The organism is Novosphingobium sp. PhB57, from assembly GCF_004342985.1.
GTDB lineage: Bacteria > Pseudomonadota > Alphaproteobacteria > Sphingomonadales > Sphingomonadaceae > Novosphingobium.
The window spans coordinates 97,543-123,544 of the sequence record NZ_SMBO01000002.1; the positions used below are offsets into that span (position 1 = coordinate 97,543).

General features: G+C 66.2%; 23 protein-coding genes and 1 tRNA gene. 8 read left to right on the plus strand and 16 right to left on the minus strand.

Going from position 1 to position 26,002, the window contains the following annotated elements; all coding sequences use genetic code 11:
* Together EDF58_RS08130 and EDF58_RS08135 are read left to right on the plus strand one after the other, a co-directional pair.
* On the plus strand, window positions 1-930 hold the full coding sequence (locus tag EDF58_RS08130) for an electron transfer flavoprotein subunit alpha/FixB family protein (RefSeq protein ID WP_132264381.1): 930 nt from the start codon (window positions 1-3) through the stop codon (window positions 928-930).
* Window positions 931-1,080: 150 nt separating this feature from the next.
* A complete protein-coding gene (locus EDF58_RS08135) occupies window positions 1,081-1,989 on the plus strand; it encodes an energy transducer TonB (RefSeq protein WP_165921359.1) in 909 nt (302 codons plus the stop codon).
* 52 nt (window positions 1,990-2,041) lie between these two features.
* Here the strand turns inward: EDF58_RS08135 and EDF58_RS08140 are convergent, their stop codons facing one another.
* From EDF58_RS08140 to EDF58_RS08165, 6 genes are all read right to left on the minus strand, one after another.
* The gene (locus tag EDF58_RS08140) at window positions 2,042-2,590 is read right to left on the minus strand and encodes a GNAT family N-acetyltransferase (protein ID WP_243654133.1); all 549 of its coding nucleotides are present in this window, start codon (window positions 2,588-2,590) and stop codon (window positions 2,042-2,044) included.
* Complete coding sequence (locus EDF58_RS08145) at window positions 2,587-3,807, minus strand: DUF445 domain-containing protein (RefSeq protein ID WP_132264384.1); 1,221 nt, start codon at window positions 3,805-3,807, stop codon at window positions 2,587-2,589. Before EDF58_RS08145 ends, EDF58_RS08140 begins: the two co-directional genes overlap by 4 nt.
* A gap of 100 nt (window positions 3,808-3,907) precedes the next feature.
* Window positions 3,908-7,345, minus strand: coding sequence for an efflux RND transporter permease subunit (locus EDF58_RS08150; protein WP_132264386.1), 3,438 nt, complete (start codon window positions 7,343-7,345; stop codon window positions 3,908-3,910).
* Between the two features lie 7 nt (window positions 7,346-7,352).
* Window positions 7,353-8,582: an efflux RND transporter periplasmic adaptor subunit gene (locus EDF58_RS08155; protein ID WP_132265272.1), complete on the minus strand. Its 1,230-nt coding sequence runs from the start codon at window positions 8,580-8,582 to the stop codon at window positions 7,353-7,355.
* Between the two features lie 363 nt (window positions 8,583-8,945).
* Window positions 8,946-9,245 (minus strand): DUF1153 domain-containing protein, encoded by a 300-nt coding sequence (locus tag EDF58_RS08160; protein WP_031342751.1) that lies wholly within the window; start codon window positions 9,243-9,245, stop codon window positions 8,946-8,948.
* A gap of 2 nt (window positions 9,246-9,247) precedes the next feature.
* On the minus strand, window positions 9,248-9,580 hold the full coding sequence (locus tag EDF58_RS08165) for a hypothetical protein (protein WP_132264388.1): 333 nt from the start codon (window positions 9,578-9,580) through the stop codon (window positions 9,248-9,250).
* A gap of 221 nt (window positions 9,581-9,801) precedes the next feature.
* On the opposite strand from EDF58_RS08165, the gene mnmA reads away from it, so the two are divergent.
* Complete coding sequence (gene mnmA / locus EDF58_RS08170) at window positions 9,802-10,974, plus strand: tRNA 2-thiouridine(34) synthase MnmA (protein ID WP_132264390.1); 1,173 nt, start codon at window positions 9,802-9,804, stop codon at window positions 10,972-10,974.
* A gap of 48 nt (window positions 10,975-11,022) precedes the next feature.
* Here mnmA and EDF58_RS08175 read toward each other — a convergent pair whose 3' ends face one another.
* Window positions 11,023-11,466 (minus strand): hypothetical protein, encoded by a 444-nt coding sequence (locus EDF58_RS08175; protein ID WP_243654134.1) that lies wholly within the window; start codon window positions 11,464-11,466, stop codon window positions 11,023-11,025.
* A gap of 32 nt (window positions 11,467-11,498) precedes the next feature.
* Between EDF58_RS08175 and EDF58_RS08180 the strand changes: the two genes are divergently transcribed.
* Entirely contained in the window at window positions 11,499-12,668 is a 1,170-nt protein-coding gene (locus EDF58_RS08180) for a serine hydrolase (RefSeq protein WP_132264392.1), read from the plus strand.
* Between the two features lie 143 nt (window positions 12,669-12,811).
* On the opposite strand, the gene EDF58_RS08185 is transcribed toward EDF58_RS08180, so the two are convergent.
* From EDF58_RS08185 to EDF58_RS08225, 9 genes are all read right to left on the minus strand, one after another.
* Window positions 12,812-13,228: a DUF3035 domain-containing protein gene (locus tag EDF58_RS08185; RefSeq protein ID WP_132264393.1), complete on the minus strand. Its 417-nt coding sequence runs from the start codon at window positions 13,226-13,228 to the stop codon at window positions 12,812-12,814.
* Between the two features lie 4 nt (window positions 13,229-13,232).
* Entirely contained in the window at window positions 13,233-13,778 is a 546-nt protein-coding gene (lspA, locus tag EDF58_RS08190; RefSeq protein ID WP_132264395.1) for a signal peptidase II, read from the minus strand.
* Window positions 13,775-16,687 carry an isoleucine--tRNA ligase gene (gene ileS / locus EDF58_RS08195; RefSeq protein WP_132264397.1) on the minus strand — a complete coding sequence of 971 codons (2,913 nt, stop codon included), beginning with the start codon at window positions 16,685-16,687 and terminating at the stop codon, window positions 13,775-13,777. The genes lspA and ileS overlap by 4 nt, the downstream gene beginning before the upstream one ends.
* A gap of 162 nt (window positions 16,688-16,849) precedes the next feature.
* Window positions 16,850-17,782 (minus strand): bifunctional riboflavin kinase/FAD synthetase, encoded by a 933-nt coding sequence (locus EDF58_RS08200; RefSeq protein WP_207912873.1) that lies wholly within the window; start codon window positions 17,780-17,782, stop codon window positions 16,850-16,852.
* A gap of 12 nt (window positions 17,783-17,794) precedes the next feature.
* Complete coding sequence (locus tag EDF58_RS08205; protein ID WP_132264398.1) at window positions 17,795-18,280, minus strand: dihydrofolate reductase; 486 nt, start codon at window positions 18,278-18,280, stop codon at window positions 17,795-17,797.
* Between the two features lie 9 nt (window positions 18,281-18,289).
* Complete coding sequence (locus tag EDF58_RS08210; RefSeq protein WP_132264400.1) at window positions 18,290-19,354, minus strand: 5-(carboxyamino)imidazole ribonucleotide synthase; 1,065 nt, start codon at window positions 19,352-19,354, stop codon at window positions 18,290-18,292.
* A gap of 22 nt (window positions 19,355-19,376) precedes the next feature.
* Window positions 19,377-19,865: a 5-(carboxyamino)imidazole ribonucleotide mutase gene (purE, locus tag EDF58_RS08215; RefSeq protein ID WP_132264402.1), complete on the minus strand. Its 489-nt coding sequence runs from the start codon at window positions 19,863-19,865 to the stop codon at window positions 19,377-19,379.
* 1 nt (window position 19,866) lies between these two features.
* Entirely contained in the window at window positions 19,867-20,553 is a 687-nt protein-coding gene (gene gpmA / locus EDF58_RS08220; protein WP_132264404.1) for a 2,3-diphosphoglycerate-dependent phosphoglycerate mutase, read from the minus strand.
* Between the two features lie 78 nt (window positions 20,554-20,631).
* Window positions 20,632-20,943: a hypothetical protein gene (locus tag EDF58_RS08225; RefSeq protein WP_132264406.1), complete on the minus strand. Its 312-nt coding sequence runs from the start codon at window positions 20,941-20,943 to the stop codon at window positions 20,632-20,634.
* Window positions 20,944-21,000: 57 nt separating this feature from the next.
* Here EDF58_RS08225 and EDF58_RS08230 point away from each other — a divergent pair.
* The 4 genes from EDF58_RS08230 (at window position 21,001) to EDF58_RS08245 (ending at window position 25,888) form a co-directional block, all read left to right on the plus strand.
* Window positions 21,001-21,075, plus strand: a tRNA-Thr gene (locus EDF58_RS08230).
* Between the two features lie 184 nt (window positions 21,076-21,259).
* Window positions 21,260-24,055 carry a TonB-dependent receptor gene (locus EDF58_RS08235; protein WP_132264408.1) on the plus strand — a complete coding sequence of 932 codons (2,796 nt, stop codon included), beginning with the start codon at window positions 21,260-21,262 and terminating at the stop codon, window positions 24,053-24,055.
* Entirely contained in the window at window positions 24,055-25,173 is a 1,119-nt protein-coding gene (locus EDF58_RS08240; protein WP_132264409.1) for a phytase, read from the plus strand. The genes EDF58_RS08235 and EDF58_RS08240 overlap by 1 nt, the downstream gene beginning before the upstream one ends.
* 67 nt (window positions 25,174-25,240) lie before the next feature.
* Complete coding sequence (locus tag EDF58_RS08245) at window positions 25,241-25,888, plus strand: lytic transglycosylase domain-containing protein (RefSeq protein ID WP_132264411.1); 648 nt, start codon at window positions 25,241-25,243, stop codon at window positions 25,886-25,888.
* Window positions 25,889-26,002: the final 114 nt, after the last annotated feature.

Below are 26,002 nucleotides of genomic sequence, written 5' to 3' on the forward strand. Positions count from 1 at the left end.
ATGAAGACGCTCGTTTGGGTCGAACACGACAACGCGTCGGTCAAGGACGCGACGCTCCACACCGTCACTGCCGCAGCCAAGCTGGGTGAAGTCCACCTGCTGGTTGCCGGTGCGAACTGCCGCGCCGCTGCGGAGGCCGCTGCCAAGATCGCCGGCGTCGCCAAGGTGCATCTCGCCGACAACGCCGCCTACGAACACGCGCTGGCCGAGAACGTCGCGCCGCTGATCGTGGACCTCATGGGCCACCACGACGCGTTCCTGGCGCCCGCCACCACCACCGGCAAGAACGTCGCCCCGCGCGTCGCCGCGCTGCTCGACGTGATGCAGCTGTCGGACATCCTCTCGGTCGAGGGCGAGAAGACCTTCACGCGCCCGATCTACGCCGGCAACGCCATCGCCACCGTGGAATCGAGCGATGCCAAGCTGGTCATCACCGTGCGCGGCACCGCCTTCGAGAAGGCCGCTGCCGAGGGTGGTTCGGCTGCGATTGAGGATGTCGCCGGTGCCGGTGACGCGGGGCTTTCGAGCTTCGTGGGTGCCGAACTCGCGAAGTCCGAGCGGCCGGAACTGACGAGCGCCAAGGTGATCGTCTCGGGCGGCCGCGCGCTGAAGGATTCGGAAACCTTCGAGCAGGTGATCATGCCGCTCGCCGACAAGCTCGGTGCTGCCGTCGGCGCCAGCCGCGCCGCGGTCGACGCGGGCTATGTGCCCAATGACTACCAGGTCGGCCAGACCGGCAAGATCGTGGCGCCCGAAGTCTACATCGCCGTCGGCATCTCGGGCGCGATCCAGCACCTTGCGGGCATGAAGGACTCCAAGACCATCATCGCCATCAACAAGGACGAAGACGCCCCGATCTTCCAGGTTGCTGACGTCGGCCTGGTGGCGGACCTGTTCACCGCCGTGCCGGAACTGACCGGCAAGCTCTGAGCGGTTAAATAATGGGAATACCGAAAACCCCGGTCGGAAACGGCCGGGGTTTTTTGTTCAGGTTGGAGATGACAACCGTCGATTCATCTTGCCATGTTCGGCCGGGCCCATAGTTTGCGCGAAGAATTCACGCACGTACAAGGACTTGGCATGAATAGGACACTATCCGTTTCCTTGGTTGCAATCGCCGCTGTCGCTGGAACGTCCACGCCTGCCAACGCCGAGACTGTCGTACTAAAGGCAAGTTCGCCTTGGCAGATGGACAACGGAACCGATTCCTGCAGTCTGAAGCGCGGTTTCGGGACGTCAGAGAATCCGGCATTGCTTGAGATCGAGCGCCTCGGTCCGGGCGACCGCTTCTATGCCACGATCACGGGCAAGGCTTTCAACGGTCTGGGCGAATCGACACATCTCACGCTCAGGACCGGCCCTGAAACAGTGGATCCTATCGCCGACCGTTTCACGGTTGCGGATGCGCCCATCGAAGGGGGCGGCAAGCTCACCGCCCTCATGTTCTCGGCCACCACCTGGAACGGTTTCGGGCACGATGGTCGACCGCCCGCTCCGGTGACCCCGGAACGTGAGACGGCCATTACTTCCCTTATCCTATCCTGGGGAGACAAGGCGGTTCAACTGGGGACGGGTTCGCTCGGCAAGGCGATGGCTGCAATGCGCGAATGCACGGATGGGTTGGTCCGATCTTGGGGGCTGGATCCTGTGCAGCAGGCTCGTCTTTCCGTCCGGCCGATGCCGAAGAGTTCGCCCGACACCTGGATCGCAGCCAACAGCTATCCCTTTGGCGCAGACAAGCGCTATCGTCCGGGACTGACGCGGGCGCGGTTGCTTGTCGACGCTTCTGGCGCGGTGAGTGGATGCAAGGTCGTGGACAATTACGGAGACTCGGCATTCGCGGCAGCAGCCTGCGAGCAGATGACGACGAAAGCGACCTTTTCTCCCGCGTTGGATCAAGCCGGAAAGCCCGTCGCATCTCATTATGAGGCCAGCATTCGTTGGAAGGTGCGGCGGCCGATGAAGCAGGTGGGGCAACGCCGCCGCTAAGTTCGACACTGTTGCGCAGGAGTGGGAAGAGTTTCCAGTCCTGCGTGGCTTTTCAGCCGCCACGCTCCAGCAGGTTCACGATGACTGACTTGTCGCTGTCGCCAAGGTCGTGGCTGCCATAGGCGACGAAGCCCAGGGCGGCGGCGACGCGCTCTGAGGCTTGGTTGCCCTCTTCGATCATGCAGGCGATGCGGCGCTGGCCGTGGGTCTTGTCGAACCATTCGAGGGCGGCGCGCATGACTTCCTTGGCGAGGCCCTGGCCCCAATGGTCGCGGCGCACGATCCAGCCTGCTTCGGGTACGTCGTCCATGCCCTTGCCGAAGCCGCGCCAGGAGTGGAAGACCCCGCAATTCGCGACGATCTCATCGCCGCCGCGCCGGCGCACCGGGAAAGTGCCGTAGCCGCGCAGCGACCAGGATCCGGCGTTGCGTTCCAGCCTTTCGAACACGCCTTTGGGCTCCGGCTGCGCCTGGCCCAGGAAAGTGCGGGTCTCCTCGTCGGCAATCAGGCGAATCATGTCGTCGAGATCGCTCGCCTGCGGTTTCCAGAGTTCGAAGCGCTCGGTCACGAGAGCCGGGCCATCCAGCGCTGCGACGGTCACAGGAACTGGTCTACAACGTGGATGCAGACGCCGAACAGTCCGCCGACCAGCGTGCCGTTGATCCGGATGAACTGCAGATCGCGGCCCACGGCGCCTTCGATCCGGTCCGTCACGGTGCGCGCATCCCAGCGCTTTACGGTTTCCGACACCAGCCTCACGATCTCTCCCCCATAACGCGATACGACGCCTACGAGCGTGCGGCGTGCGAAGCGATTGACCATGTACTGCAGTCGCGGGTCTTCGCCCAGAGCCTGGCCGAGTTGGGCAAGGCTTTCGCCGAGCGCACCGGCGAGCGCCTGATCGGGATTGCGCACGGCCTTGAGCAAGGCCCCGCGCGCGCGTTCCCACATGCCGTCGAGCCACGATGCCATGGCCGGGTTGTCCAGCAGTTCCCCTTTGATGCGCTCGACCTTGGCGCGGGTCTCGGGCCGATGCAGGAGGTCGTCGGCCAGCTTGGCGAGCGCCTCGTCGATGCGGGCGCGCAGGGGATGGTCGGGCTGGACAATCACTTCGGCGAGCAGGCGATAGGCCCCATCGAGCACGCCATTGGCCAGCCGCTCGTCGAGTCCGGTCCAGCGCATGACGGTATTAGCGCGCTGGTGGATCATCTCGCGGATCATCGGCTCGTTCGCCTCGATCGCTTCACCGATCTTGCGCAGCAGGCTTTCCAGGACCGGGAGGTGTCGCCTGTCGGCAATGGCGTTGGAGAGCATCTGGCCGAGCAGGGGGGCAGCGTCGATCTTCTCGATCTGCCGCCGCAGGCCGGCCTTGACCATGCCGCCCATCTGTTCGGGATCGAGCGATTCGAGCACGTCACCCAGCAGGTTGGCGGCGCCCGCGCGAATGCGGGACTGCTCATCGCGGGCCGGATCGGCCAGGAAGCCCCCGGCCGCGGCAGCTAGGTTGAAGCCGCGCAGACGGCGGGCCACGACTTGGGGCGTCAGGAAATTGTCGCGCAGGAAAGTCGCCATCGAATCGGCGATGCGATCCTTGTTGACCGGGATGATGGCGGTGTGGGGGATCGGCAGGCCGAGCGGATGGCGGAACAGGGCCGTGACCGCGAACCAGTCGGCCAGTCCGCCCACCATTGCCGCTTCGGTAAAGGAAATCGCGTAGCCGAGCGGCACGCTCCATTCCGGATGGAATACGGCCACGCGGCGGAGCACGACGAAAGCCGCCGCCATGAACAGCAGCAGGCCGCCCGCGAACATCCGCATGCGGCGGGCCCGATCGCCAGGGACCGGACCCGGCTGGAAAAAGTCTTGCCGTGCCACGGGGATGCTACGCTTGGGGGCCGGCAATGTTCCTCCCTATCCCTTATTCCGCCGCGATCGGCTGAGGCATGGGCACGGCACCATGGGCGGTTTCCTGTGCATGATGCGGCTCGTACGTGAGCAGCTTGCGGCGCAGCCAGGGGCCGAGGCGCTTTTCGAAACCGTCTGCCAGGCTGAAGGCGGCCGGAACGATCACCAGGGTGAGCATGGTCGAGAGCAGCAGGCCGCCGATCACGGTGATGCCCATCGGCGCGCGCCAGGCGGCGTCGCCCGAGAGCGAGATCGCGGTGGGCACCATGCCCGCCGTCATCGCGACGGTGGTCATGATGATCGGCTGGGCCCGCTTGTGCCCCGCGTCCATGATCGCCGTGAGCTTGTCTACGCCCTTTTCCATTTCCTCGATCGCGAAGTCGATCAGCAGGATGGAGTTCTTGGCGACGATGCCCAGCAGCATCAGGATGCCGATGTAGACCGGCATCGAGATCGGCTGGCCGACGATCACCAGCGCTAGCAGACCACCAAGCGGGGCCAGCAGCAGCGAGGCCATGTTCACCAGCGGCGAGACGAAGCGGCGATAGAGCAGCACCAACACCGCGAAGACCAGGAAGATGCCGCTGATGACGGCGATGACGAAGCTGTTCACCATCTCCGCCTGCCACTTGTCCTCGCCGACGGGGGCGTTGGAGACGCCGGTCGGCAAGTCCTTCATGATCGGCAGCTTCTGGATCTGCTCCATGATCGGGCCCTTGACCTGGCCCTCGCCGAGGTCGGCACCCACGAAGATGCGGCGCGACTGGTTGTAGCGCTGGATCTGGGTGGGCCCGGCCCCGAAGCGGATTTCCGCCACGCGCTTGAGCGGTACGGAACCGCCGCTGGCCGTGGTGACCGGAAGATTCTCGATCGTCGAGAAATCCCGGCGCGAGGCGCGGGCCAGGATCACGCGGATCGGCACCTGACGGTCGCTCAGCGAGAACTTGGCGGCGTTCTGGTCGATTTCGCCGAGGGTGGCGATGCGGATGGTCTGGCTGAGCGCGGCCGTGGTCACGCCGAGCTGTGCCGCAAGGTCGAGCCGGGGCACCACGACCAGTTCGGGGCGCTGAAGATCGGCGGCGATGCGCGGGGCGATGACGCCGGGGATGGTGCGCATCTGATCGGCCAGCTTCTGCGCCGTCTTGCGCAGCAGTTCCGAATCGCTTCCCGAAAGCATGACCGAAATGTCGCGGCCGCTGCCGAAGCCGCCCGACTGCGTGGCGAAAGTCACGCGGGCATCGGGAATGTCCTGAAGCTGCGGCGCCATGCGGCGTTCGAATTCGATGCTGGTCGCCTTGCGCTGGTCGGCAGGCTTGAGCGCGATGTAGAGCGATCCCTTGCCCTCGCGCGAGGCTTCCAGGATGTGCTGCACTTCGGGCTGGCTTTCCAGCAGGCGGGTGACCTTGTCGGCCACGGCGGCGGTCTGTTCGATGGTGGTGCCGGGCACCATCTCGAGATTGACCGTGCTGGTGTCGTTATTGGTGTTCGGCTGGAACTGCGAGGGCAGGCCGGCGAGCAGGGCGAACGTCAGCACCAGCGCGTAGATACCCGCGCAGAAGGCGTAGAACCGGTGGTCGCGCATGCGGGCCGCGAAACGGTCCGAGAAGTAGCGATACCACACGCCAAAGCGGCCGATCGCGCCCAGCAGGATCTTCATGCCCGCTCCGAGCAGGAAGATCACGACCGGGACCGCAAGCGGTGCGACGACCGCCGCCAGCACCAGGGCAGCCTTGTCGAGACCGGCCTTGGTCAGGACTGCCTTGACGCCCATGAAGAGCAGGGACGCGGCGAAGAGACCGCCCGCCAGGATGGCGATGACGGCCACGGCGGCGACCACATAGTACCACCAGCGCGCCGGGCTCTTGACGAGGCGTGCCTTCAGCCGGTGCGCTTCGCTGGAATCGAGCGTCCAGGCCAGGATCTTCAGATAGAAGTCCATCGCCCGCCCGCCGCCATGTTCGGCATGGCCGTGTGCCTTGAGGAAGTAGGCCGCGACCATCGGCGTGATAAGGCGCGCGACGGCAAGGCTCATCAGCACCGCGGCCACGACCGTCAGGCCGAAAGCCTTGAAGAACTGGCCGGGGATGCCGGGCATCAGGCCGACCGGCAGGAACACCGCGACGATCGAGAAGGTGGTGGCGACGACGGCCAGGCCGATCTCGTCCGCCGCGTCGATCGAGGCCTGGTAGGCGGATTTACCCATGCGCATGTGGCGCACGATGTTCTCGATCTCCACGATCGCATCGTCGACCAGCACACCTGCCACCAGGCTGAGCGCCAGCAGCGAGAGGAAGTTGAGCGTGAAGCCCAGCATGTCCATGAACCAGAAGGTCGGAATCGCGGAGAGCGGGATGGCGATGGCGGAAATCATCGTCGCCCGCCAGTCGCGCAGGAACAGATAGACGATGACGATGGCCAGGACGGCGCCTTCGACCAGCGCCTCCATCGAACTGGTGTACTGCCCCTTGGTGTAATCCACGTCGGAGAACAGCCGCGTGATGTGGATGTTCGGGTTTTCCTTGCGGATCTTGTCCAGCGCCTTCTCGGCCCCGTCGTAGACGGCGACGTCAGAGGCCCCGAGGGCGCGGGTGAAGCCGAAAGTCACCACTTCGCGGCCGCGCAGCTTGGCGATGCGGGTCTGCTCGGAATAGCCGTCGTAGACTTTGGCGATGTCGGACAGCTTGACCTGCCGGCCGCCGCCCACGTTGATGCGGGTCTGCGAGAGCTGGAAGGCGTCCTGGGCATTGCCGAGCACGCGGACCGACTGGCGCGAGCCGGCGATTTCCGCCTGGCCGCCCGCCGCGTCGGTATTGACCTGGCGCAGCACGCCGTTGATGTCGTTGGCGGTGAGGCCCAGCGCGATCAGGCGCTCGGGATCGACGACGACGCGGATCTCGCGATCGACGCCGCCGTTGCGCTCTACGGAGGCCAGGCCTTCGATCGAGAGCAGGGTCTTGGAGATCGTGTCGTCGACGAACCAGCTGAGCTGCTCCATCGTCATGTCGTCGGCGCTGACGGCATAATAGGCGAGATTGTCGCCATTGGCCTCGATCTTGGTGACCATCGGCTCGAGAATGCCGTCGGGCAACTGGCCGCGAACCTGATCGACCGCGTTCTTGACCTGGTTGGTCGCGACATCGGGATCGGTGCCGACCGTGAAGAAGACCAGCGTGGTCGAGGTGCCTTCGGAGGCGGTCGACTGGATTTCCTCGATTCCCGGCACGGAGCGCACGGCGCCCTCGATGATCTGGGTGATCTGCGTCTCGATCTCGGTCGGGGCGGCGCCCGGCTGCGAGATCATGACGTGGACGCCGGGGAATTCGACGTCCGGCATGTTGTTCACGTCCATGCGCATGAACGAGACCACGCCGGCGATCATCACGCCGATGAAGAAGACGATCGGAATGATCGGATTGCGGATCGACCAGGCCGAGATATTGCGAAGGCTCATCGCGTATTTACTCGCCCGCGTTCGGTTTGGCGGCGGCGGTCAGGCGCGGCTTGACCTTGTCGCCCTCGTTGAGGAAGCCGCCGGCGCGCAGCACGACCTTCTCGCTGCCGTCGAGGCCCTGCTTCACGGTGATTCCCCGTGCGGTGACGATGCCGGTCTGCACGGCGCGGCGGTGGACCACGTCCTTGGCATCGACGACATAGACGAAGGCGCCCTTGTCGTCGTTCTGGATTGCGGATTCGGGCAGCACCGGGGCCACCGTCTGGCCGCTGTTGATCACGGCGCTGGCGAAGCCGCCGGGGCGCAGGGCGGAATTGTAGGCGAGGGCGATGCGGGCGATGCCCTGGCGGTTGGTGGCGTCGATCACCGGGGCGATCTGCCATACCTGGCCGGTGAAGCTCTGGTTGCTGCCGGTAGGCGTCACCGTGGCTTCCACGCCCACTTTCATGCGCGCAAGGTCATCCTCGCTCATCTGGGCGAGCAGTTCCATTTCGCCGCCCTTGGCAAGGCGGAACAGCACCGAGCTGCCGCCGCCCACGACCTGGCCCAGTTCGACATTGCGTTCGAGCACGAGGCCGGAAGCCGGCGCGACGATGTTGAGGCGGGCGGTCTGCGCCTGGAGCTGGCCCAGCGTGGCGCGCGCGACCTTGACCTGGGCATTGGCCGAATCGCGCGTCGCAGTGAGACGGTCGACATCGGCGGCGGAGATGAAGCCGCGGTCGACAAGCTTGAGGGCGCGGTCGAGATTGGCCTGGGCCAGGCGGGCGTCGGCCTGGGCCACCGCGATCTGCGCGGACTGGCTGGCCTGCTGCTGCGACTGGACCGAGCGATCGATGACAGCGAGCACCTGACCCTGGGAAACCCAGTCACCCGGTTCGACCAGAACCGAACGGACCTGGCCGCCTTCGCCGACCGAACCGACCGGCATCGGGCGGCGTGCGGCCAGCGAGCCGGTGGCGGTGATCTCGCCTTCGACGGAGGCACGGCCCGGCACGACGACGGTGACCGCGGGCATCTGGATGTCCGCGGCGCCGGCCTTTTCGGTCTTTTCGCCGCCGCGCACGGCGAACCATATCCCGGTGGCCAGCACGATCGCGGCAACGATGGCGATCAGCCACCAGCGGCGCGATGCGCGGTCCTGCTCATTGTCGCTGTCGAGCGGATTGCCGCCCAGTCCGCTTCCGGTGGCCGCCAACCCCTCGTTCTCCGTCACGTCGATCCTGCTGTCGTAATTCATCGTGTCACCGCAAAAATTGCGATTGCCCCCAGTCCCGAATGCCTCGTCCGGATGCCCTTGCCCCGCGAAAGCGATGTCGCCCCTGGGGTGGCCGGAAGGCACGATCTGCCGCCGGAGCGCGGACACGTCGGTCCACGCCGCTGCGACGGCCAAATTTCCTGCGAAACGACATATACCTGCGGCGGACGGGTGGCAATCAGCAGTCGCCGTGTCGCCGACCCGGATCGACCAGCGTCGACGACAGTATCCGGCGGTCAGGCCCCTGCTATCTTTCGAGAATTGCCCGGAGATATACGAAAAACGGCGACGAACCGAGGTCCGCCGCCGCTTTCAGGTCCTTTGGGGACCAAATAGGTAGTGCGCTCAATACTTCTGCTGGCGCTCGTAGAGATCGCGGTAATGCTGAATACGCGTGACGCGCAGGCCCTGCATTCCCGAACGGTCCACGGCACGCTGCCAGGACGCGAATTCCTCGAGCGTGAGCTGGTAGCGATCGCAGACCTCGTCGATCGACAGCAGGCCGCCGTTCACGGCCGCCACGACTTCCGCCTTGCGACGCACGACCCAGCGGGTGGTGTTCGCCGGGGGCAGCGATTCCAGCGTCAACGGCTCGCCGAGCGGCCCGATTACCTGGGCAGGACGGATTTTCTGGTTTTCGATCATCATCACCCTCGTACGCCGGTGCTTGGATTGCCGGCGACGGAAAGGACCTTGGCCTGCGCTGGCTTGCGATTGCCTGAAGCATTTGGGTTAACAGTTCTTGAGACTGTCGCATATGTATGAATCACATAAGCGACCGACCCGGCGAAACTGCCGAAGCGGTGGAGGCGCGGCGAGGCGGACGTCTCGGCAAAAGCCGCACGCAGATCGTGCGCGGCGAAGAGCCGGGAACGCAAGGAAAACCAGTCGATTGGAAAACGGACCGGCATGAACTCCTCGCTGTCGCGACCCGACGCATGCCCCGCTTTGCAGGTTTCATGATCATGAGCGATGTTCATGTCGATCGCTTGTAACGGCGCTTGGTCAAGGGAGAGTAAAGGCCGGACTTACCTTTTGTTAAATATTCTTAACACCGGCTTCGCCATGACCTTTAACCGAGCGCCGTGATCCTTGGCCTGGCGAAGGCCCCGCCGTGGCCGACGGGATGAAAGCGGGTGTCTTGCCGGCCCTCCATCGTCAAAGGTAGGAATCCGGCGCGTTCGGCTGTATGGGGCGGCGCATGACCTCCCTTTCCGATCTTGAAGGACTGTTGGCCGGCCTCGACCCCGCCGCCCTGTTCCAGCTGCCTGCGCCGCTTTCGGCCCGCCGCATCGTCGTCGCCATGTCAGGCGGTGTCGACAGTTCCGTCGTGGCCGCGCTGGCCGCAGCCACCGGCGCCGAAACCATCGGCGTGACGCTCCAGCTCTACGACTACGGCGCCGCGACCGGCCGCAAGGGCGCCTGCTGCGCCGGCGACGACATCCGCGACGCCCGCGCCGTCGCCGACCGCCTGGGCATTGCCCACTATGTGTTCGATCATGAGAGCGCCTTCCGCGAGGAAGTGGTGGAGCGCTTCGCCGACGACTACATGGCCGGGCGCACGCCGATCCCCTGCATCCGCTGCAACATGGGGCCGAAGTTCACCGACCTGCTGACGATGGCCCGTGACCTCGGGGCCGACTGCCTTGCCACCGGCCACTATGTGCGCCGCGTCGAGGGACCGGCCGGCTCCGAGCTGCACCGCGCCTTCGATCCCGCGCGCGACCAGAGCTACTTCCTTTACGGAACCACCGAGGCGCAGCTGGACTTCTTGCGCTTCCCGCTGGGCGGGTTGCCGAAGAGCGAAACCCGCCGCCTGGCCGAAGCGGCAGGTCTGCGCGTTGCCGACAAGCCGGACAGCCAGGACATCTGCTTCGTGCCGGATGGCGACTATGCCAAGATCGTGCGCGCCGTCCGTCCGGAGGGCGAAGCGCCGGGCGAGATCGTTCATGCGCTCACCGGCGAAGTGCTGGGCACGCATCGCGGCATCATCCACTACACCGTCGGCCAGCGCCGGGGGCTGGAGATCGGCGGCCAGCCCGAACCGCTCTATGTCGTGCGCATCGATGCGCCGGGGCGCCGCGTCCTGGTCGGCCCGCGCGCGCTGCTGGGCGTTGCCGCCGCCCTCGTCACCGAGACCAACCGTATCGGCCCGCTTCCCGATGCGTCGCTGACGGCCAAGGTGCGCTCGCTGGCGAAGCCGGTGCCGATCACGCTCGAAGGCGACTTCGGCGGCGGCGCGGCCGTCACGATCCGTTTCGCGAACCCCGAATATGGCGTTGCGCCGGGGCAGGCGGCGGTGATCTATGCCGGCGACCGGGTGGTGGGCGGCGGCTGGATCGAGGGGACCGAGTCCGCCGTTCCGCTGGACTGAAGGTACGTAAGGGGGCCCGGCGCCCGATGTGAGAAGCGCCGTGGCCCGTCAGTTGGCCCAGGGTTCGAGCTGGCATCCGCGATCGGGTGCGAACGTGGCGGTCTGGCTGGCCAGCAACGGGACGCTGGCCTTGACCGAGCGATTCTCGGCATCTTCGGAAAGCATCATCAGCGACGCGGTGCGGCCCAGCCCGGCGATGGCGATCTGCCCCTTGCAGGTGCCCAGGTCCTGCTGCGAGACGAAGCGGCAGGCGCAGGCGACGCGGGCGCCGTAGGACGTGCCGACAAGCGCCTGTTCGCGCAGGCCGCGCCACGACATCGCCATGACCAGCACCAGCGCCAGCAGGGCCAGCAGCAGCGAATTGCGGATCCAGCGCGAGGGCTGGCGGCTGCGATGGGTGCTTCCGGAGGAGCCGTTATCGGCAGGCCCGTTTGCAGCAGGCCCATCTCCTGGGGGGCTTTCCCCGGTCGTGTACCTCGTGCCTGTTGCCATATTCCTGCGCCTCGCACATCACACCGCGCGTCATGCCGGTGCGCCGTCCCCCCCTTATCCTTGCCCTTTCCGTCCTGCCAGCCCTGGCGCTGAGCGCGCTTGCCGGCTGTGGACAGGATGCGCAGCAGGGGCCGCCGCCGCCGAGCGCGGAATCGCAGGCGGCGATCAAGGACGATGGCGGTGCGCCGCGCGCCGCCTTCGGCCGCGCCATCGACGGACTGTTCGACGAGGATCTCGGCCGGACCCAGGCACTGGTCGTGATGAAGCGCGGCTCCGTGATCGCAGAGCGCTATGGCGCCGGGGTCAAGCCGGACACCCGGCTGGACGGACTGGGCATGGGCCAATGCGTCACGGCGCTGATGGTCGGGCAGCTCGTCAGCGACGGACGGCTGCGCCTCGCCGAATCGGCCCCTATCCCTGCATGGCAGCGCCCGGGCGATCCGCGCGGCGAGATCACGCTCAAGCAGCTTTTGCAGATGCGCTCGGGCCTGCGCCATTCCGAAACGGCCACATCGGCCACCGGCGGTCCGGCCCGGCAGTCCGACCGGATGCGGATGCTCTATCTCGACGGGCGCGACGACATGGCGGCCTATGCCGAGGCCCAGCCCCTGGAAGCCCCGGCGGGCGCGCGGTTCGTGGACAGCGCGGCAACCTCGGTCATTCTCTCCGACCTGGCCGCGCGCGTGCTTTCGTCCGATCGCAACCCCGATCGGCGCCGCAAGGCCGTGAACGACTATCTGCGCAACCGCGTCTTCGCCCCGATCGGGATGGATTCGGCCACCGCGGGCTTCGACCGTGCGGGCACGATGGTCGGCTCGGCCATGGTCCATGCCTCGGCGCGCGACTGGGCGAAGCTGGGCGAATTCCTGCGCCATACCGGCTCGATCCAGGGCGCGCAGATCCTGCCGCGCCGCTGGGTGCAGTTCATGCTGGAATCCTCGCCGCGCAATCCCGGCTATGGCGCCGGGGTCTGGCTCAACAAGGCCAAGGCGAAAGCCGGGGCAGGGGGCGAGGAAGTGCTGTTCCCGGGCATGGCGCCCGGCAACGTTTTCGCGTGCGTGGGCGAATATGGCCAATACGTGATCGGCTCGCCCGATCAGCTGCTCACCATCGTGCGCCTTGGCGAAAGCGATCCGCAGCAGGAACGGCTGGTGCACGACCGGCTGGGCAAGCTGCTCGCGATGTTCCCGGGCGGGATCTGACGGCCTTTCGGGAAAATTCCCGAAAAGGATATTCTCGCGTGCCGCCGTCATCCGCCCGCGTCGGATTTTCAGACAGAGCGGGCATGAAAAAGGGCCGGAGCAGCCATGCCGCTCCGCCCTTTTTGCGTTCGTCGAAGAGGGGGTCAGCCCTCAATAGTCGTCTGCGCGTCGCGGCCGTCGCCTTCCGGGGCGGCGAGGATCGCGCGGGTCACCTGGCCCTTGGCGACGGTGTACGTGCCCGGATCGCCCACGGTGGAGCGGATCGAGGGCGCGGCCGGGCCGGCCATGCTCAGCGTCGACTTCTCGATTTCGCTGCGGGCCTGCGGGCCGCCGAACAGCGCGTCGAGGGTTTGCTGCTGCAGATTGTCGTCATTGGGGCGAGGCTGTCCCTGCTTCGGCGGGGCCAGCGAGAAATCGGGCGGCACCACCAGCGGCGACTGGCGCTGCACGGCGAATTCATCGGGGCGGTTGTGGTTCAGCAGGCCGCTGCTTCCGCAGCCGGACACGAGCACCGCACCGGCGGCGACGAGAATCAGGGCTCCGGTCTTCTTCATGGGCATCAACTCAAATCTCCGGGGCGGCGTCGGGCGCCGTGTCATGTCCGCCATTCGTTTCCGGCTTGTCGCGCGAAAGCAATGAGCGGGCAAGGATAATCAGGACGCCGACGGTTATGGCGACGTCTGCGATGTTGAAAATGAGGAACGGGCGCCATTCACCGAAGTGAAGGTCGGCATAGTCGATCACGTAGCCCATGGTGAAGCGGTCGCGGATGTTGCCCAGCGCACCGCCCAGCACCATGGCCAGCGCGGCGATTTCGCCCAGCTTGCGTTCGCGAAGCATCCAGATGAGGACGAACAGCGCGATTGCGCCGGTCATCGCCACCAGGGCCCAGCGGCCCTCCGGCGAATCCGCGGTGAACAGGCCGAGCGAGACGCCCAGGTTCTTGGTCCAGCGCAAGTTGAAGAACGGCGCCAGCTCGATCACGCCCACGTCGCGCAGCTTCAGTCCGGTGACGACCCAGGCCTTGAAGCCCTGGTCCACCATGAAGACCACGGCGGCGATCAGAAAGCCGATGAGGCGCTTGCGGCCAACGGTCATCTCGGCGCTCATGCCTCGGTCTCCAGCGCGCCGACCACGTCATCGCAGCGGTCGCACAGGGCGCCGTCTTCCGAAACTTCGGGAAGATGGCGCCAGCAGCGGCCGCACTTGTGGTTGGTGGAAGGCGTGACGGTCACGTCATCCCCCTGCCCACGCGCGACTTTCGCGGTGATGAACAGTTCGGCCAGATCTGCGTCGGAGGCACTGGCCGGCGCAGAGGCGGGAACCGTAACTTCGGCGGCCAGGCTGGAGCCGACGATCTTCTCGCGGCGGAGCGGTTCGATCGCCTCGGTCACCTTCACGCGCAGGGCGCGCAGTTCGGACCAGCGGGCAGCGTCCGCTTCCACGGCCGGGACTTCCGGCCATTCGAGCAAGTGCACGCTCTCGCTGCCGGGGAAGCGGCTCTGCCAGACTTCCTCGGCGGTGAAGACGGTGACCGGCGCGGCATAGCGCACCAGTGCGTGGAACAGCGTGTCCAGCACCGTGCGATAGGCGCGGCGCTTCGGATCGGCAGGGCTGTCGCAGTAGAGGCAGTCCTTGCGGATATCGAAGAAGAAGGCCGAAAGGTCTTCGTTGCAGAAGTCCAGCAGGGTGCGCACGTAGGTATTGAAGTCGAAGTCCGCGACGGCCTGGCGCAGCGCGGCGTCGACGCCGGCCAGCAGCGAGAGCACGTAGCGTTCCAGCTCGGGCATCTCGGCAACCGGCAGCTTCTCCTCGTCGGAGAAACCGTCCAGCGCGCCCAGCAGGTAGCGCAGGGTGTTGCGCAGCTTGCGATACTGGTCGGCCACGCCCTTCAGGATCTCGTCGCCGATGCGGTGGTCTTCGGTGAAGTCCACCGAGAGCGCCCAGAGACGGATGATGTCGGCGCCGTTGGTTTCCATGACCTTCAGCGGGCTGATCGTGTTGCCCAGCGACTTCGACATCTTGAAGCCCTTGGCATCCATCGTGAAGCCGTGAGTCAGCACTGCCTTGTAAGGCGCATGGCCGCGCGTGGCGCAGGATTCGAGCAGCGAGGACTGGAACCAGCCGCGATGCTGGTCGCTGCCTTCCAGATAGAGGTCCGCCTTGGGGCCCTGGTAGCCTTCGGGGCGCAAGAGGTCGGGCCAGCGCCCCGATTCGAGCACGAAGGCGTGAGTCGAGCCGGAATCGAACCAGACGTCGAGAATGTCGGCAACGCGCTCGTAGTCGTCGGCGCTGTAGTCCGGCCCGAGCAGGTCCTGCGCGGCTTCATCGGACCAGGCGTCCACGCCGCGGGCGAGGATGGCATTGACGATGCGGTCGTTGACGGCGGGGTCGACGAGGTATTCGCCGGTCTTGCGGTCGACGAACAGGGTGATCGGCACGCCCCAGGCGCGCTGGCGGCTGAGCACCCAGTCCGGGCGGCCTTCGACCATGGCGCCGATGCGGTTGCGGCCCTTTTCGGGAACGAAGCGGGTGTCGGCGATGGCCTGGAGCCCGGCTTCGCGCAGCGTGGGCGCGTCGTCCCGGTTTTCCTCGGCGGGATCGATGGCGCCGCCTTCGTTCTCCCAGCGGGTATCGGCGCGGCTCTTGGGCGAGATGTGAGTCATCGCCTTGTCCATCGGCACGAACCACTGCGGGGTGCAGCGGAAGATCACCTTGGCCTTGGAACGCCAGGAGTGCGGATAGGAGTGCTTGTAGTCGGCCGAAGCCGCCAGCAGCGCGCCAGCCTCGCGCAGGTCCGAGCAGATCGGGCCGTCGGGGGCATTGAACTTCGGGTTGATGACCGAACCCTGGCCGCCCAGCCAGCCCCAGTCCTCGCGGTACTTGCCGTCGGCTTCGACCACGAACTTGGGATTGATGCCATGCGCCTTGCACAGCAGGAAGTCGTCCTCGCCGTGGTCGGGTGCCATGTGGACGAGGCCGGTGCCGCTCTCGGTGGTGACGAAATCGCCTGCCAGCAGCGGACGCGGTTCGGCGAAGAAGCCGCCCAGCGCATGCATCGGGTGGCGGGCGAGAGTGCCGGCGAGGTCGGCGCCGCGATAAGTGCCGAGCGCGTATTCGGACAAGTCGGCATCGCCGATCATGTTCTCGGCCACGGGGCCCAGGCCGGTGCGCGCGAAGAAGGCTTCGAGCAAGGGCACGGCGATCAGGAACCGGCGGCCGTCATGCGCGCGGTAGTGGTGGTATTCCACCTCCGGCCCATAGGCGAGCGCCTGGTTGGTCGGGATCGTCCAGGGCGTGGTCGTCCAGATCACGGCATGGGCACCGACCAGTTCCGCGATGGGCGATTCGGTGATCTCGAAGGCCACGTCGATCTGGGTCGAGACGATGTCCTCGTACTCGACCTCAGCTTCTGCCAGCGCGGTCTTTTCCACCGGGCTCCACATCACCGGCTTGGCGCCGCGGTAGAGCATCTGGTTCTCGGCAAACTTAAGCAGTTCGCCGACGATGGTGGCTTCGGCCTGGAAGTCCATCGTCAGGTAGGGATTGTCCCAATCGCCATTGACGCCGAGGCGCTTGAGCTGCTCGCGCTGCACATTGACCCAGTTCTGGGCATAGGCGCGGCATTCGGCGCGGAATTCCTCTGCGGGAACCTCGTCCTTGTTCTTCTTCTTCTTGCGGTACTCTTCCTCGACCTTCCACTCGATGGGCAGGCCGTGGCAGTCCCAGCCGGGGACATACGGGGCATTCTTGCCCAGCAGGGTCTGGGTGCGGACGACCATGTCCTTGAGGATATGATTCAGCGCATGGCCGATGTGCATGTCGCCATTGGCGTAGGGCGGACCGTCGTGCAGCACGAACATGTCGCGGTCGGCCCGCGCTTCGCGCGTCTTGCGGTAAATGTCCTGTTCCTGCCAGCGCGCAAGAATACCCGGCTCCTTCTGGGGGAGCCCGGCTTTCATGGGGAAATCGGTCTTCGGAAGGAAGACGGTCGCTCTATAATCGCGCTGTTCGGTCATATGCGCTGCGCACTAGAGCAATTGCGCGCCTGTTGGAAGAGTTCGCAGGCATGGCGATACGCGGGTTTCGATCGCACCCGGCGGACAGGACGGTGCGGGCGGAGGAATGGATCCTGAGACGCGTTCAGGGCGATGTCGTTTTTTGAGGCGAGCGGGCTTTGCTCAGCCGATGTGCGACAGCAGCTCACGGGCCCGGTCGCAGTCGCGGCCCATCTGCGCCACCAGGGCGTCGAGCGAATCGAACTTGGCTTCGGGACGCAGGAAGTGGTGGAAGGCCACCTCGATCTCCTGTCCGTAGAGATCGCCCGAAAAGTCGAAGAAGTAAGGTTCGAGCAGTTCGATCGGCGGCTCGAATGTCGGGCGCACGCCCATGTTGGCGGCGCCGGGCAGCACGCGTCCGTCCGGCATGCGTCCGGTCACGGCGTAGATGCCGTAGCGCGGGCGCAAGTAGTTGTGCATGTCGATATTGGCGGTGGGGAAGCCGATGGTCCGGCCCAGCTTGCCCCCGTGCTGCACCACGCCGCGCGCTGCGAAAGGGCGGGTGAGCAGGCGGGTGGCGGTCTCGCACTCGCCCAGCTTCAGCGCGTCGCGGATGCGGCTGGAGGAGATGACGCCCCGCTCGTCGTGGACGGCGCCGACGGTGCGGCCGATCAGGCCGATGCGCGCGCCGACCTCGCGCAGGACCTGCGGATTGCCGCCACGGCCCTTGCCGAACGTGAAGTCCTCGCCGGTGACGACACCGACGCAGCCAAGCTGCCGGCCGAGCACCTGTTCGATCCAGTCTGCCGCTTCCATCGAGGCCATGGCGCGGTCGAAATGGAGCAGCAGCATGGCGTCGGCGCCGGCCGCCTCGAACAGGTCCTGCCGCTGGTCCAGCGTGGTCAGGCGGAAGGCGGGCGCGTCTGGCTGGAACAGGCGGACGGGATGGGGATCGAACGTCGCGACGATGGCGGGCCGGCCGAGTTCGCGGGCCCAGCGGATGGCCTCGCCCACCACGGCCTGGTGGCCCTGGTGGAACCCGTCGAAGTTGCCGAGCGCCAGAACGGCGCCGCGCATCGATTCGGGAACGGGTTCGCGGTTGTCGAGACGAATCATGTCAGATCAGGCCTATAAGTCCCGGACCAGCGTGACGAAAGCATGCGCGGGAAAATCACCCGCGGCGGGATGCTCCTCGCGCGCGGCTTCGCGCCATTGCGGGCCTGCCGCGGGCATTTCGGTATCGCCGGGATAGTCGGCGTGGATCTCGGTCAGTTCGATGCGGGGGGCCAGCGGCAGGAACAGGCGGTAGATTTCCGCGCCGCCGATCACCGCCACTTCGCCGTCACCCGCCAGGGCCAGCGCTTCGTCCACCGAATGGGCCACTTCCGCGCCCTCGGGCGTCCATGCCGCGTCGCGGGTAAGCACGATATGGCGGCGGCCGGGAAGCGGGGAAGGGAAGCTGTCGAACGTCTTGCGGCCCATGATCATCGGCTTGCCGAGGGTCATGGCCTTGAATCGCCGGAGATCGGCAGGCAGGCGCCAGGGCAGGGCGCCGTCGCGGCCGATCACGCCGTTGGCGGCGCGGGCGTAGATGAGGAAGAGGTCCTGCGCCAAGGCTCTGGGTCAGTCGCGCTGGAAGGAGAGGCGGGTGACATGGCCCATCTTGCGGCCGGGACGCGAAGCGCCCTTGCCGTAGAGATGCAGATGGTTGGCCGGATCGGCCAGGATCTTGGCCCAGTCGTCCGCCTCGTCACCGATCAGGTTGCGCATTTCCACGGCATCGGCGGCCAGGCCGGTTTCGCCCAGCGGAAGGCCGCAGATCGCGCGGACGTGGTTCTCGAACTGGCTGGTGACAGCGCCCTCGATGGTCCAGTGCCCGGAATTGTGCACGCGCGGCGCCATCTCGTTGAAGACGGGTCCGTTCTCGGTCGCGAAGAATTCCAGCGTGAGCACGCCGACATAGTCCAGCGCTTCGGCCACTTTGGCGGCCAGCGCGCGCGCGGCGGGAACCTGGTCGAGCAGGCGCTGCGGGGCAGGCACCGTGCTGACCGAGAGAATGCCGCCCTCATGCACGTTGTGGGCGGAATCGAAGTAGCGGATGTCGCCGTCCGCGCCGCGGCACAGGATCACCGAGAATTCGGCGAAGAACGTGACGAAGCCCTCGTAGATGAGCGCCTGGTCCGGAAGATCGAGCCCCTCGGCGTCTTCGGGCATCATGATGCGCCACTGGCCCTTGCCGTCATAGCCGTCGCGCCGGGTCTTGAGGATGCCCGGTGCGCCGATCGCGGCGACGGCCTTTGCAAGGTCCTGGGCCGAGTCCACCGGCGCGAAGGGGGCAGGGGTGCCGCCCAGTTCGGTGACGAAGCGCTTCTCGCTCAGGCGATCCTGTGCGGTTTCGAGCGCGCGGGCATGGGCCAGCAGCGGTACCTTGCCCAGCGCCGCGAGCGGCGCCACCGGCACGTTCTCGAACTCGTAAGTCACGACCGCGCAGCTCGCTGCGAAGCGGGCCATCGCTTCGGCATCGTCCCAGGCGGCACAAGTGAATTCCGCGCTCACTTCGGCGGCGATGGAATCGGCCTCCGGTGCGTAGATGTGGCAGCGATAGCCGAGCTGGGCGGCGGCCATCGCGATCATCCGGCCGAGCTGGCCGCCGCCGAGTATGCCGATGGTTTCGCCGGGAGGGATCATCTTCAGGTGCTTGCTCGATCGGTCAGGAGGGACGTTCGGCGACGCTCGCCGTCTGGTCTGCGCGGAACGTCTTGAGGCGTTCGGCCAGGGCCGGGTCGGACGTGGCGAGGATCGCGGCGGCGAGCAGACCGGCATTGGCCGCGCCTGCCTCGCCGATCGCCAGCGTGCCCACCGGAATGCCGGCGGGCATCTGCACGATCGAGAGCAGGCTGTCCTGTCCCGAAAGCGCCTTGGACTGTACCGGCACGCCCAGCACGGGAAGGTGGGTCATCGAGGCGATCATGCCGGGCAGGTGGGCGGCGCCCCCCGCACCGGCGATCACGACCTTGAAGCCTTCGCCGTCCGCACCCTTGGCGAAATCGACCAGCCGCTCCGGCGTGCGGTGCGCCGAGACGATCCGCGCGTCGTAAGCGACGCCCAGCTTGTCCAGCATCTCGGCAGCGCGCTGCATGGTCGGCCAGTCGGACTGGCTGCCCATGACGATGGCAACAGGAGCCCCCACCCCGCTCATGTCAACGCTCCGACAGGTAGTAGCGGTCGAGCACCGCGAGATCGTCTGCCAGTTCGTAGACGATCGGCTGGCCGGTGGGGATTTCCAGACCGGTGATCTCGTCGTCCGAGATGCCCGAGAGGTGCTTCACCAGCGCGCGCAGGCTGTTGCCGTGGGCGGAGACGAGCACATCGGCACCGGCCTTGAGGTGCGGGACGATCGAGCCTTCGTAATAAGGCAGGACGCGTGCGATGGTGTCCTTGAGGCTTTCGGTCATCGGCACGTCGATCCCGGCGTAACGCGGATCGGACGAGAGATCGAACGCGCTGCCGCGCTCCAGGACCGGCGGCGGCGTGTCGAAGCTGCGGCGCCAGATCTTGACCTGGTCGTCGCCGTGCTTGGCCGCGGTTTCCGCCTTGTTGAGGCCGGTGAGGCCGCCGTAGTGACGCTCGTTGAGGCGCCAGTCCTTGGTCTCCGGGATCCAGAGCAGGCCCGCGGCTTCGAGCGCGAAGTGCAGGGTGCGGATCGCGCGGGTCTGCAGCGAGGTGAAGGCGACGGTGGGCAGGATGCCCTTTTCCTTCAGAAGCGTTCCTGCGGCGCGGGCTTCTTCCTCACCCTTTTCGGTAAGGTCGACGTCCCACCATCCGGTGAAGCGGTTCTCGAGATTCCATTGGCTCTGGCCGTGGCGGACGAGGATCAGGCGAGGCAAGGCGTACTCCCAGGTCTCAGCGGCGATCCCCTCGGGAAACGCCCGTTGGCAGACTGACTCTATGTCTGGGCGCAGCCCCTAGCTTTCCGGGGCGGGTTTGGAAAGACCGGCTGATTCGTTTTCAGCGTTCGATTCGCCCGCAGCGGCGCTATCCGCGTCCCCTGCCGACGCTTCGCTGGCGGAGGCAGGGGCATCGGAAGCCAGTGCGCGTGCCTGGACCTTGCGGCGGCGAAGATTTTCCCGAAGCTTGGCGGCGAGCCTTTCGTCGCGGGTTTGCTGGGCTTGCGTCATGGTCAGGCGTCTTTCGGAACGGTCTTCGATGGGTCTGGAAATGGCTTTCTGAAAAAGAATGCGCAAGAGGCGCTTGACAATCAGGCCGGTCACGGACATTAGCCCGCCCCTGCCCCGGGTCGCCGGGACACAGCCTTTCCGGACACGGAAAAGAGCGCTGCTGTAGCTCAGTGGTAGAGCGCGTCATTGGTAATGACGAGGTCGGGAGTTCAATCCTCCCCAGCAGCACCATTCTCCCCTTATCGAGATTCGGTGAACCGCAAGCAAGTTGCGGATGTTCCACGTGAAAACGCGCGGACTGTGGCTTTTTTGCTGCACTGCAGCGATGTCACGAAAGTGCCATGACATTGGCACGTAACTGTCACGAACCCTGCCTAGACGCGCCGCAATTCGTCGCAAAACAGGGTTCCAGTACATGAAAACCTCCTTCCGGATCGCAGCCGGCCTGCTCGCCTCGGCATCGTTCGCCACGATCGCGCACGCCGGCGAAGTCGCCGGCAGCGTTCATGACGCGTCGGGCGTGCGTCCGTTGCAGTCGGCTTCGGTTCGCATCGTCGAACTGAACCGCTCGGCCGAGACCGACCGGGGAGGCAACTTCATCTTCGGTGACGTGCCCGCTGGTACCTACACCCTGGAAGCGCGCTATGTCGGCGCCGAAGTGACCACCCAGAGCGTCTCGGTGGCCGCCACCGGCCGCATCGCCAGCAACTTCGACCTGCCTGCGATCGGCGGCGGCGACATCCTCGTCACCGGCCAGACCGCGAACCTCACCAGCGCCCTGTCGCGCCAGAAGGCTGCCGACGGCGTGGTCTCGGTGCTGACGCGTGACGCCGTGGGCCAGTTCCCCGACCAGAACGTCGCCGAATCGCTGCGCCGCCTGCCGGGCGTGAACATCCTCAACGACCAGGGCGAAGGCCGCTACGTTTCGGTTCGCGGCCTCGATCCCGATCTCAACGGCACCTCGATCAACGGTGTTCGCATGCCGGCGCCGGAATCGGACGCCCGCTCGGTCGCGCTCGACGTGGTTTCGTCGGACACCATCGAATCGGTGGAAGTGAAGAAGTCCTTCACCCCCGATATGGACGGCGACTTCATCGGCGCCTCGGTCGAGATCAAGACCACCAGCGCCTTCGATTCCAAAAAGAACCGCTACTCGCTCAGCGCCGAGGGCAGCTGGAACGACTATTCGGGCAAGGTCACGCCGAAGGGTTCGTTCGACTTCACGCAGAAGCTGGGCGACGATTTCGGCATCGCCGGCTCGGTCAGCTACTACAAGCGCAAGTTCGAGACCGACAACGTCGAGACCGGCGGCTGGAACGTCGACGATAGCGGCAATGCCTGGGCCGAATCGGTTGAATACCGCGACTATGACGTGGAGCGCACCCGCATCAACGCCGCGCTCTCGGCCGACTGGCGCGTGTCGGACACGACCAAGGCCTACGTGCGCGGCAACTGGGCGCAGTTCGACGATCACGAATATCGCCGCCGCACCACGCTCGACTTCAGCGACTTCGACGGTCCGAGCAGCAGCACGGACTCCAGCGCCACCTTCGATTCGGATGACGAGCGCATCACCGTCGAGCGCGACCTCAAGGATCGCTTCGAACGCCAGCGCATCCGCAGCGTCGCCATCGGCAGCGACACCGACACCGGTACGTGGAAGTTCAACTGGCAGGCGAGCTATGCCAAGTCGAGCGAGAAGGAAACGTTCTCGATCGACCCGACCCGCTTCCGCGCCCGCTTCAACGAAGGCGTGGTGGTCGCCACCGACTACGCGAACAAGTACTATCCGACTTACGCGGTCACCGCCGACCCGGACAGCGAGTTCAACGACGCCTCGGCCTATGAATTCAACAAGACCGAGCTGACCACCCTGTCCGATAGCCAGGATGAGGAATGGGCCGTCAAGGCGGACCTCGCCCGCACCTTTGCCGGCGACAATGGCGACTTCACCGTTCAGGCCGGCGCCAAGGCGCGCTGGCGCAAGAAGTCCTACGACTTCAACATGAACTACTACGAACTGGCCGACGGCGCGCCGGACTACACGCTGGCCGACGTGCTGGGCAAGCAGACCTATCGCCTGGTCGACATGGGCCCGGTCGCCAGCAAGACCGGCCCGGCCGACTACCTGCTGTCGAACCCGGACTCGTTCGTCATCAACGACTACGAAAGTGCCCTGAACTCGGCCGTCAGCGATTATTCGGTGCGTGAGGACATCCTGGCCGGCTACGCGATGGCCCGCTGGGATAGCTCGACGCTCCGCGTGATCGGCGGCGTGCGTATGGAGCGCACGCACAACGAACTCAACGGCAGCCTCGTCACCGACAATGGCGACGACACGATCACCATCGATCCGCTGAACTACAAGCGCAACTACACCAACTGGCTGCCCAGCCTGACGCTGCGCTTCAGCCCGCAGCAGAACCTGGTCGCCCGCGCGGCCGGCTACAAGACGATCGTGCGCCCCAAGCTCTCGCAGCTGGCCCCGCGCAACACGATCAACGACGATCTTGAGCTGGAAGTCGGCAATCCGGAGCTGAAGCCCTACCAGGCCTGGAACTTCGACGCCGGGTTCGACTACTACTTCACGAACAACGGTGCCCTCTCGATCGGCGGCTTCTACAAGTCGGTCAAGGACTACACCTATAGCTACAACTCGAAGGAAAGCGGCGTCTACAACGGCATCGCCTATGACGAGCTGACCGTTCCGGTGAACGGCGACACCGCCACGATCGCCGGCCTGGAAGCTAGCTTCAGCCAGGTGTTCTCGATGCTGCCCTCGCCGTTCGACGGGCTGCTGACGCAGATCAACTACACGTACACCTATGCCCGCGGCACCGTGTTCTCCGACGATGACGGCACGCAGATCGCTCGCCGCATCGCCCTGCCGAACGCGTCGAAGAACACCTTCAACGTCGTGCTCGGCTACGAGAAGGGCCCGGTCAGCCTGCGCGCCGCCGGTACCTTCCGCGACAAGTACCTCGACGAAGTGGGCGACGACGCCGAGACCGACCGCACGGTCAACCAGCACTTCCAGCTGGACCTCTCGGCCAAGTACAAGGTCACCGAGAACATCCGCCTCTTCGCGGACTGGGTGAACGTCAACAATGCCAAGTACTTCGCCTATCAGAACCTCGGCGGCGCCAAGCGCGTCCTCCAGTACGAGGAATATGGCTCGACCGTGAAGTTCGGCGCGCGGGTGACCTTCTGATGAAGGCAGCCTTCACGAACCTTTCGGGAATCGTGAAGCAGGGGTCGGGAGCATTGCTCCCGGCCCTTCTGCTTGGCGCCCTTGGCGGATGCGCGACGACGGGCGGGGCGCCTGCCGCCGCCATGCTTCCAGCCACGGATGTTCCCGCGCAGGCCGAGACCGACCCGGTCGGCACGGCCAATGTCGATGCTGCCGACGATCCGGCGATCTGGCGCAATGCCGCCGATCCGGCCGCCAGCCTGGTGCTGGGCACCGACAAGAAGGCGGGGCTCTACGTCTACGGCCTCGACGGCAAAGTGCGGGATTTCGCCGCGGCAGGCGCGCTCAACAATGCCGACTTGCGCGAAGTGCGCTTCGCCGACGGTTCGCAGCGGATCCTCGTGGGCGCGAGCGACCGCACCGACCGCGCCGAGCCGCGCATCGCGCTTTTCGCGCTGGACGGTGCCACCGGCAAGCTGGCGGCGCTCGGGTCCGAGACGTTCCTGCCCGCCGGCCATGCCCCGGCCGAAGCTTACGGCTTCTGCATGGGCAGCCCCCTGGCGCGTGACGAACTGGCCCGCGCCTATGTCGTGCTCAAGGACGGCTCGGTGGCGGAGAGCCGCCTGGTCGAAAAGGACGGCCGGATTGCCGCGGACTACGTGCGGCTGGTGAAGTTCGCGACGCAGTCCGAAGGCTGCGTGGTGGACGATGCCGGCAAGGTGCTGTTCGTGGCCGAGGAAGACGTCGGCATCTGGAAGGTGCCGCTGGCCGGCGCCACCCTGGTGGCCGAGCCCTTCGCCCGTGTCGGGGCGCAGGATGGCCTCGTCGCCGATGTCGAGGGGCTGGCGATCGCGCGCGAGAGCGGGGGCCGGGCCTGGCTCGTGGCTTCCAGCCAGGGCGACAATGCCTATGCCCTGTTCGACTTGTCTTCGGGCACGCTCTCCGGCCGTTTCCGCATCAATGGCGGTCCGATCGGCGGAACCAGCGACACCGACGGCATCGAAGTCGCGCTCGGCGATTTCGGTCCGCAGTTCCCGGAGGGCCTGATGGTCGCGCAGGACGGGGACAATGCCCCGAAGGCGCAGAACTTCAAGATGCTGTCCTGGCGCGCGATTCGCACGGCTCTGGGCATTCAGTGATGCGTGCCGCCGCCCTGCGAATCTCCGGCCTTGAGGGGGTGTACCGGGCTGGAGTAACAGGGCGGCGATGACGCGGATCACGAATCGCATGATAGGGATCGCCGGCGCGGCCGTGATGGCTGTGTCCGGCTTCGCTTGTCCGCAGGCCGCCTTGGCCGATGTCCTCCAGGTTGGCACCGGCGGCTACCAGTGGGTGGCCGGCGGTCCGGCGGGGCAGGGCGGTGACACCGTGGGCGCGCAAGTGGCCGAAGTGGAGCCGGTTCCGGCCGGACTGGAAGCCTCGCAGCTCCATCCCCAGTCGATCACCCAGGCGCTCGATGCTGCGGGTCCCACCCGCTGGCGGGCGCGGGTGGCGGAACTCGCGGCCAAGTACGACATCAGCCCGACCCTGTTCGAAGCGGTGGTCTGGCAGGAAAGCCGCTGGAACGAGGCGGCGCTCTCACCCGTCGGCGCGCGCGGGCTGACTCAGCTCATGCCCGGCACGGCGGCGCAGATGGGGGTCAATGCGGGCGACCCGATGGCCAACCTCGAAGGCGGCGCGCGCTATCTGCGCATGCAGCTGGATGCTTTCGGCGGCGACATCGAAAAGGCGCTCGCGGCCTATAATGCCGGTCCCGGCCGCGTGCAGAAGGCGGGCGGAATCCCGCGCATCCGCGAGACCCAGGCCTATGTCGCCTCGATCATGGCGCGCCTGACGGACCCGGTTCGCCACTGACAACGCGCCGATCGGTGTGATCGCTCTCCGGCGGACAGAACGCCGGAGCCAGCGGTTCGACGGCGCTCTTCCGATCATTCCCGCCCAAGAAAAAAGCGCGCCTTGCGGGGCGCG

What these genes read in the sequence shown, in the direction of transcription:
- EDF58_RS08130 (WP_132264381.1), top strand. Translation starts at nt 1, where the DNA reads ATGAAGACGCTCGTTTGGGTCGAACACGACAACGCGTCGGTCAAGGAC.
- EDF58_RS08135 (WP_165921359.1), top strand. Translation starts at nt 1,081, where the DNA reads ATGAATAGGACACTATCCGTTTCCTTGGTTGCAATCGCCGCTGTCGCT.
- EDF58_RS08145 (WP_132264384.1), bottom strand. Translation starts at nt 3,807, where the DNA reads ATGCGGATGTTCGCGGGCGGCCTGCTGCTGTTCATGGCGGCGGCTTTC.
- EDF58_RS08150 (WP_132264386.1), bottom strand. Translation starts at nt 7,345, where the DNA reads ATGAGCCTTCGCAATATCTCGGCCTGGTCGATCCGCAATCCGATCATT.
- EDF58_RS08155 (WP_132265272.1), bottom strand. Translation starts at nt 8,582, where the DNA reads ATGAATTACGACAGCAGGATCGACGTGACGGAGAACGAGGGGTTGGCG.
- EDF58_RS08160 (WP_031342751.1), bottom strand. Translation starts at nt 9,245, where the DNA reads ATGATCGAAAACCAGAAAATCCGTCCTGCCCAGGTAATCGGGCCGCTC.
- EDF58_RS08165 (WP_132264388.1), bottom strand. Translation starts at nt 9,580, where the DNA reads ATGAACATCGCTCATGATCATGAAACCTGCAAAGCGGGGCATGCGTCG.
- mnmA (WP_132264390.1), top strand. Translation starts at nt 9,802, where the DNA reads ATGACCTCCCTTTCCGATCTTGAAGGACTGTTGGCCGGCCTCGACCCC.
- EDF58_RS08175 (WP_243654134.1), bottom strand. Translation starts at nt 11,466, where the DNA reads ATGGCAACAGGCACGAGGTACACGACCGGGGAAAGCCCCCCAGGAGAT.
- EDF58_RS08180 (WP_132264392.1), top strand. Translation starts at nt 11,499, where the DNA reads ATGCCGGTGCGCCGTCCCCCCCTTATCCTTGCCCTTTCCGTCCTGCCA.
- EDF58_RS08185 (WP_132264393.1), bottom strand. Translation starts at nt 13,228, where the DNA reads ATGCCCATGAAGAAGACCGGAGCCCTGATTCTCGTCGCCGCCGGTGCG.
- lspA (WP_132264395.1), bottom strand. Translation starts at nt 13,778, where the DNA reads ATGAGCGCCGAGATGACCGTTGGCCGCAAGCGCCTCATCGGCTTTCTG.
- ileS (WP_132264397.1), bottom strand. Translation starts at nt 16,687, where the DNA reads ATGACCGAACAGCGCGATTATAGAGCGACCGTCTTCCTTCCGAAGACC.
- EDF58_RS08200 (WP_207912873.1), bottom strand. Translation starts at nt 17,782, where the DNA reads ATGATTCGTCTCGACAACCGCGAACCCGTTCCCGAATCGATGCGCGGC.
- EDF58_RS08210 (WP_132264400.1), bottom strand. Translation starts at nt 19,354, where the DNA reads ATGATCCCTCCCGGCGAAACCATCGGCATACTCGGCGGCGGCCAGCTC.
- purE (WP_132264402.1), bottom strand. Translation starts at nt 19,865, where the DNA reads ATGAGCGGGGTGGGGGCTCCTGTTGCCATCGTCATGGGCAGCCAGTCC.
- EDF58_RS08225 (WP_132264406.1), bottom strand. Translation starts at nt 20,943, where the DNA reads ATGTCCGTGACCGGCCTGATTGTCAAGCGCCTCTTGCGCATTCTTTTT.
- EDF58_RS08235 (WP_132264408.1), top strand. Translation starts at nt 21,260, where the DNA reads ATGAAAACCTCCTTCCGGATCGCAGCCGGCCTGCTCGCCTCGGCATCG.
- EDF58_RS08240 (WP_132264409.1), top strand. Translation starts at nt 24,055, where the DNA reads ATGAAGGCAGCCTTCACGAACCTTTCGGGAATCGTGAAGCAGGGGTCG.
- EDF58_RS08245 (WP_132264411.1), top strand. Translation starts at nt 25,241, where the DNA reads ATGACGCGGATCACGAATCGCATGATAGGGATCGCCGGCGCGGCCGTG.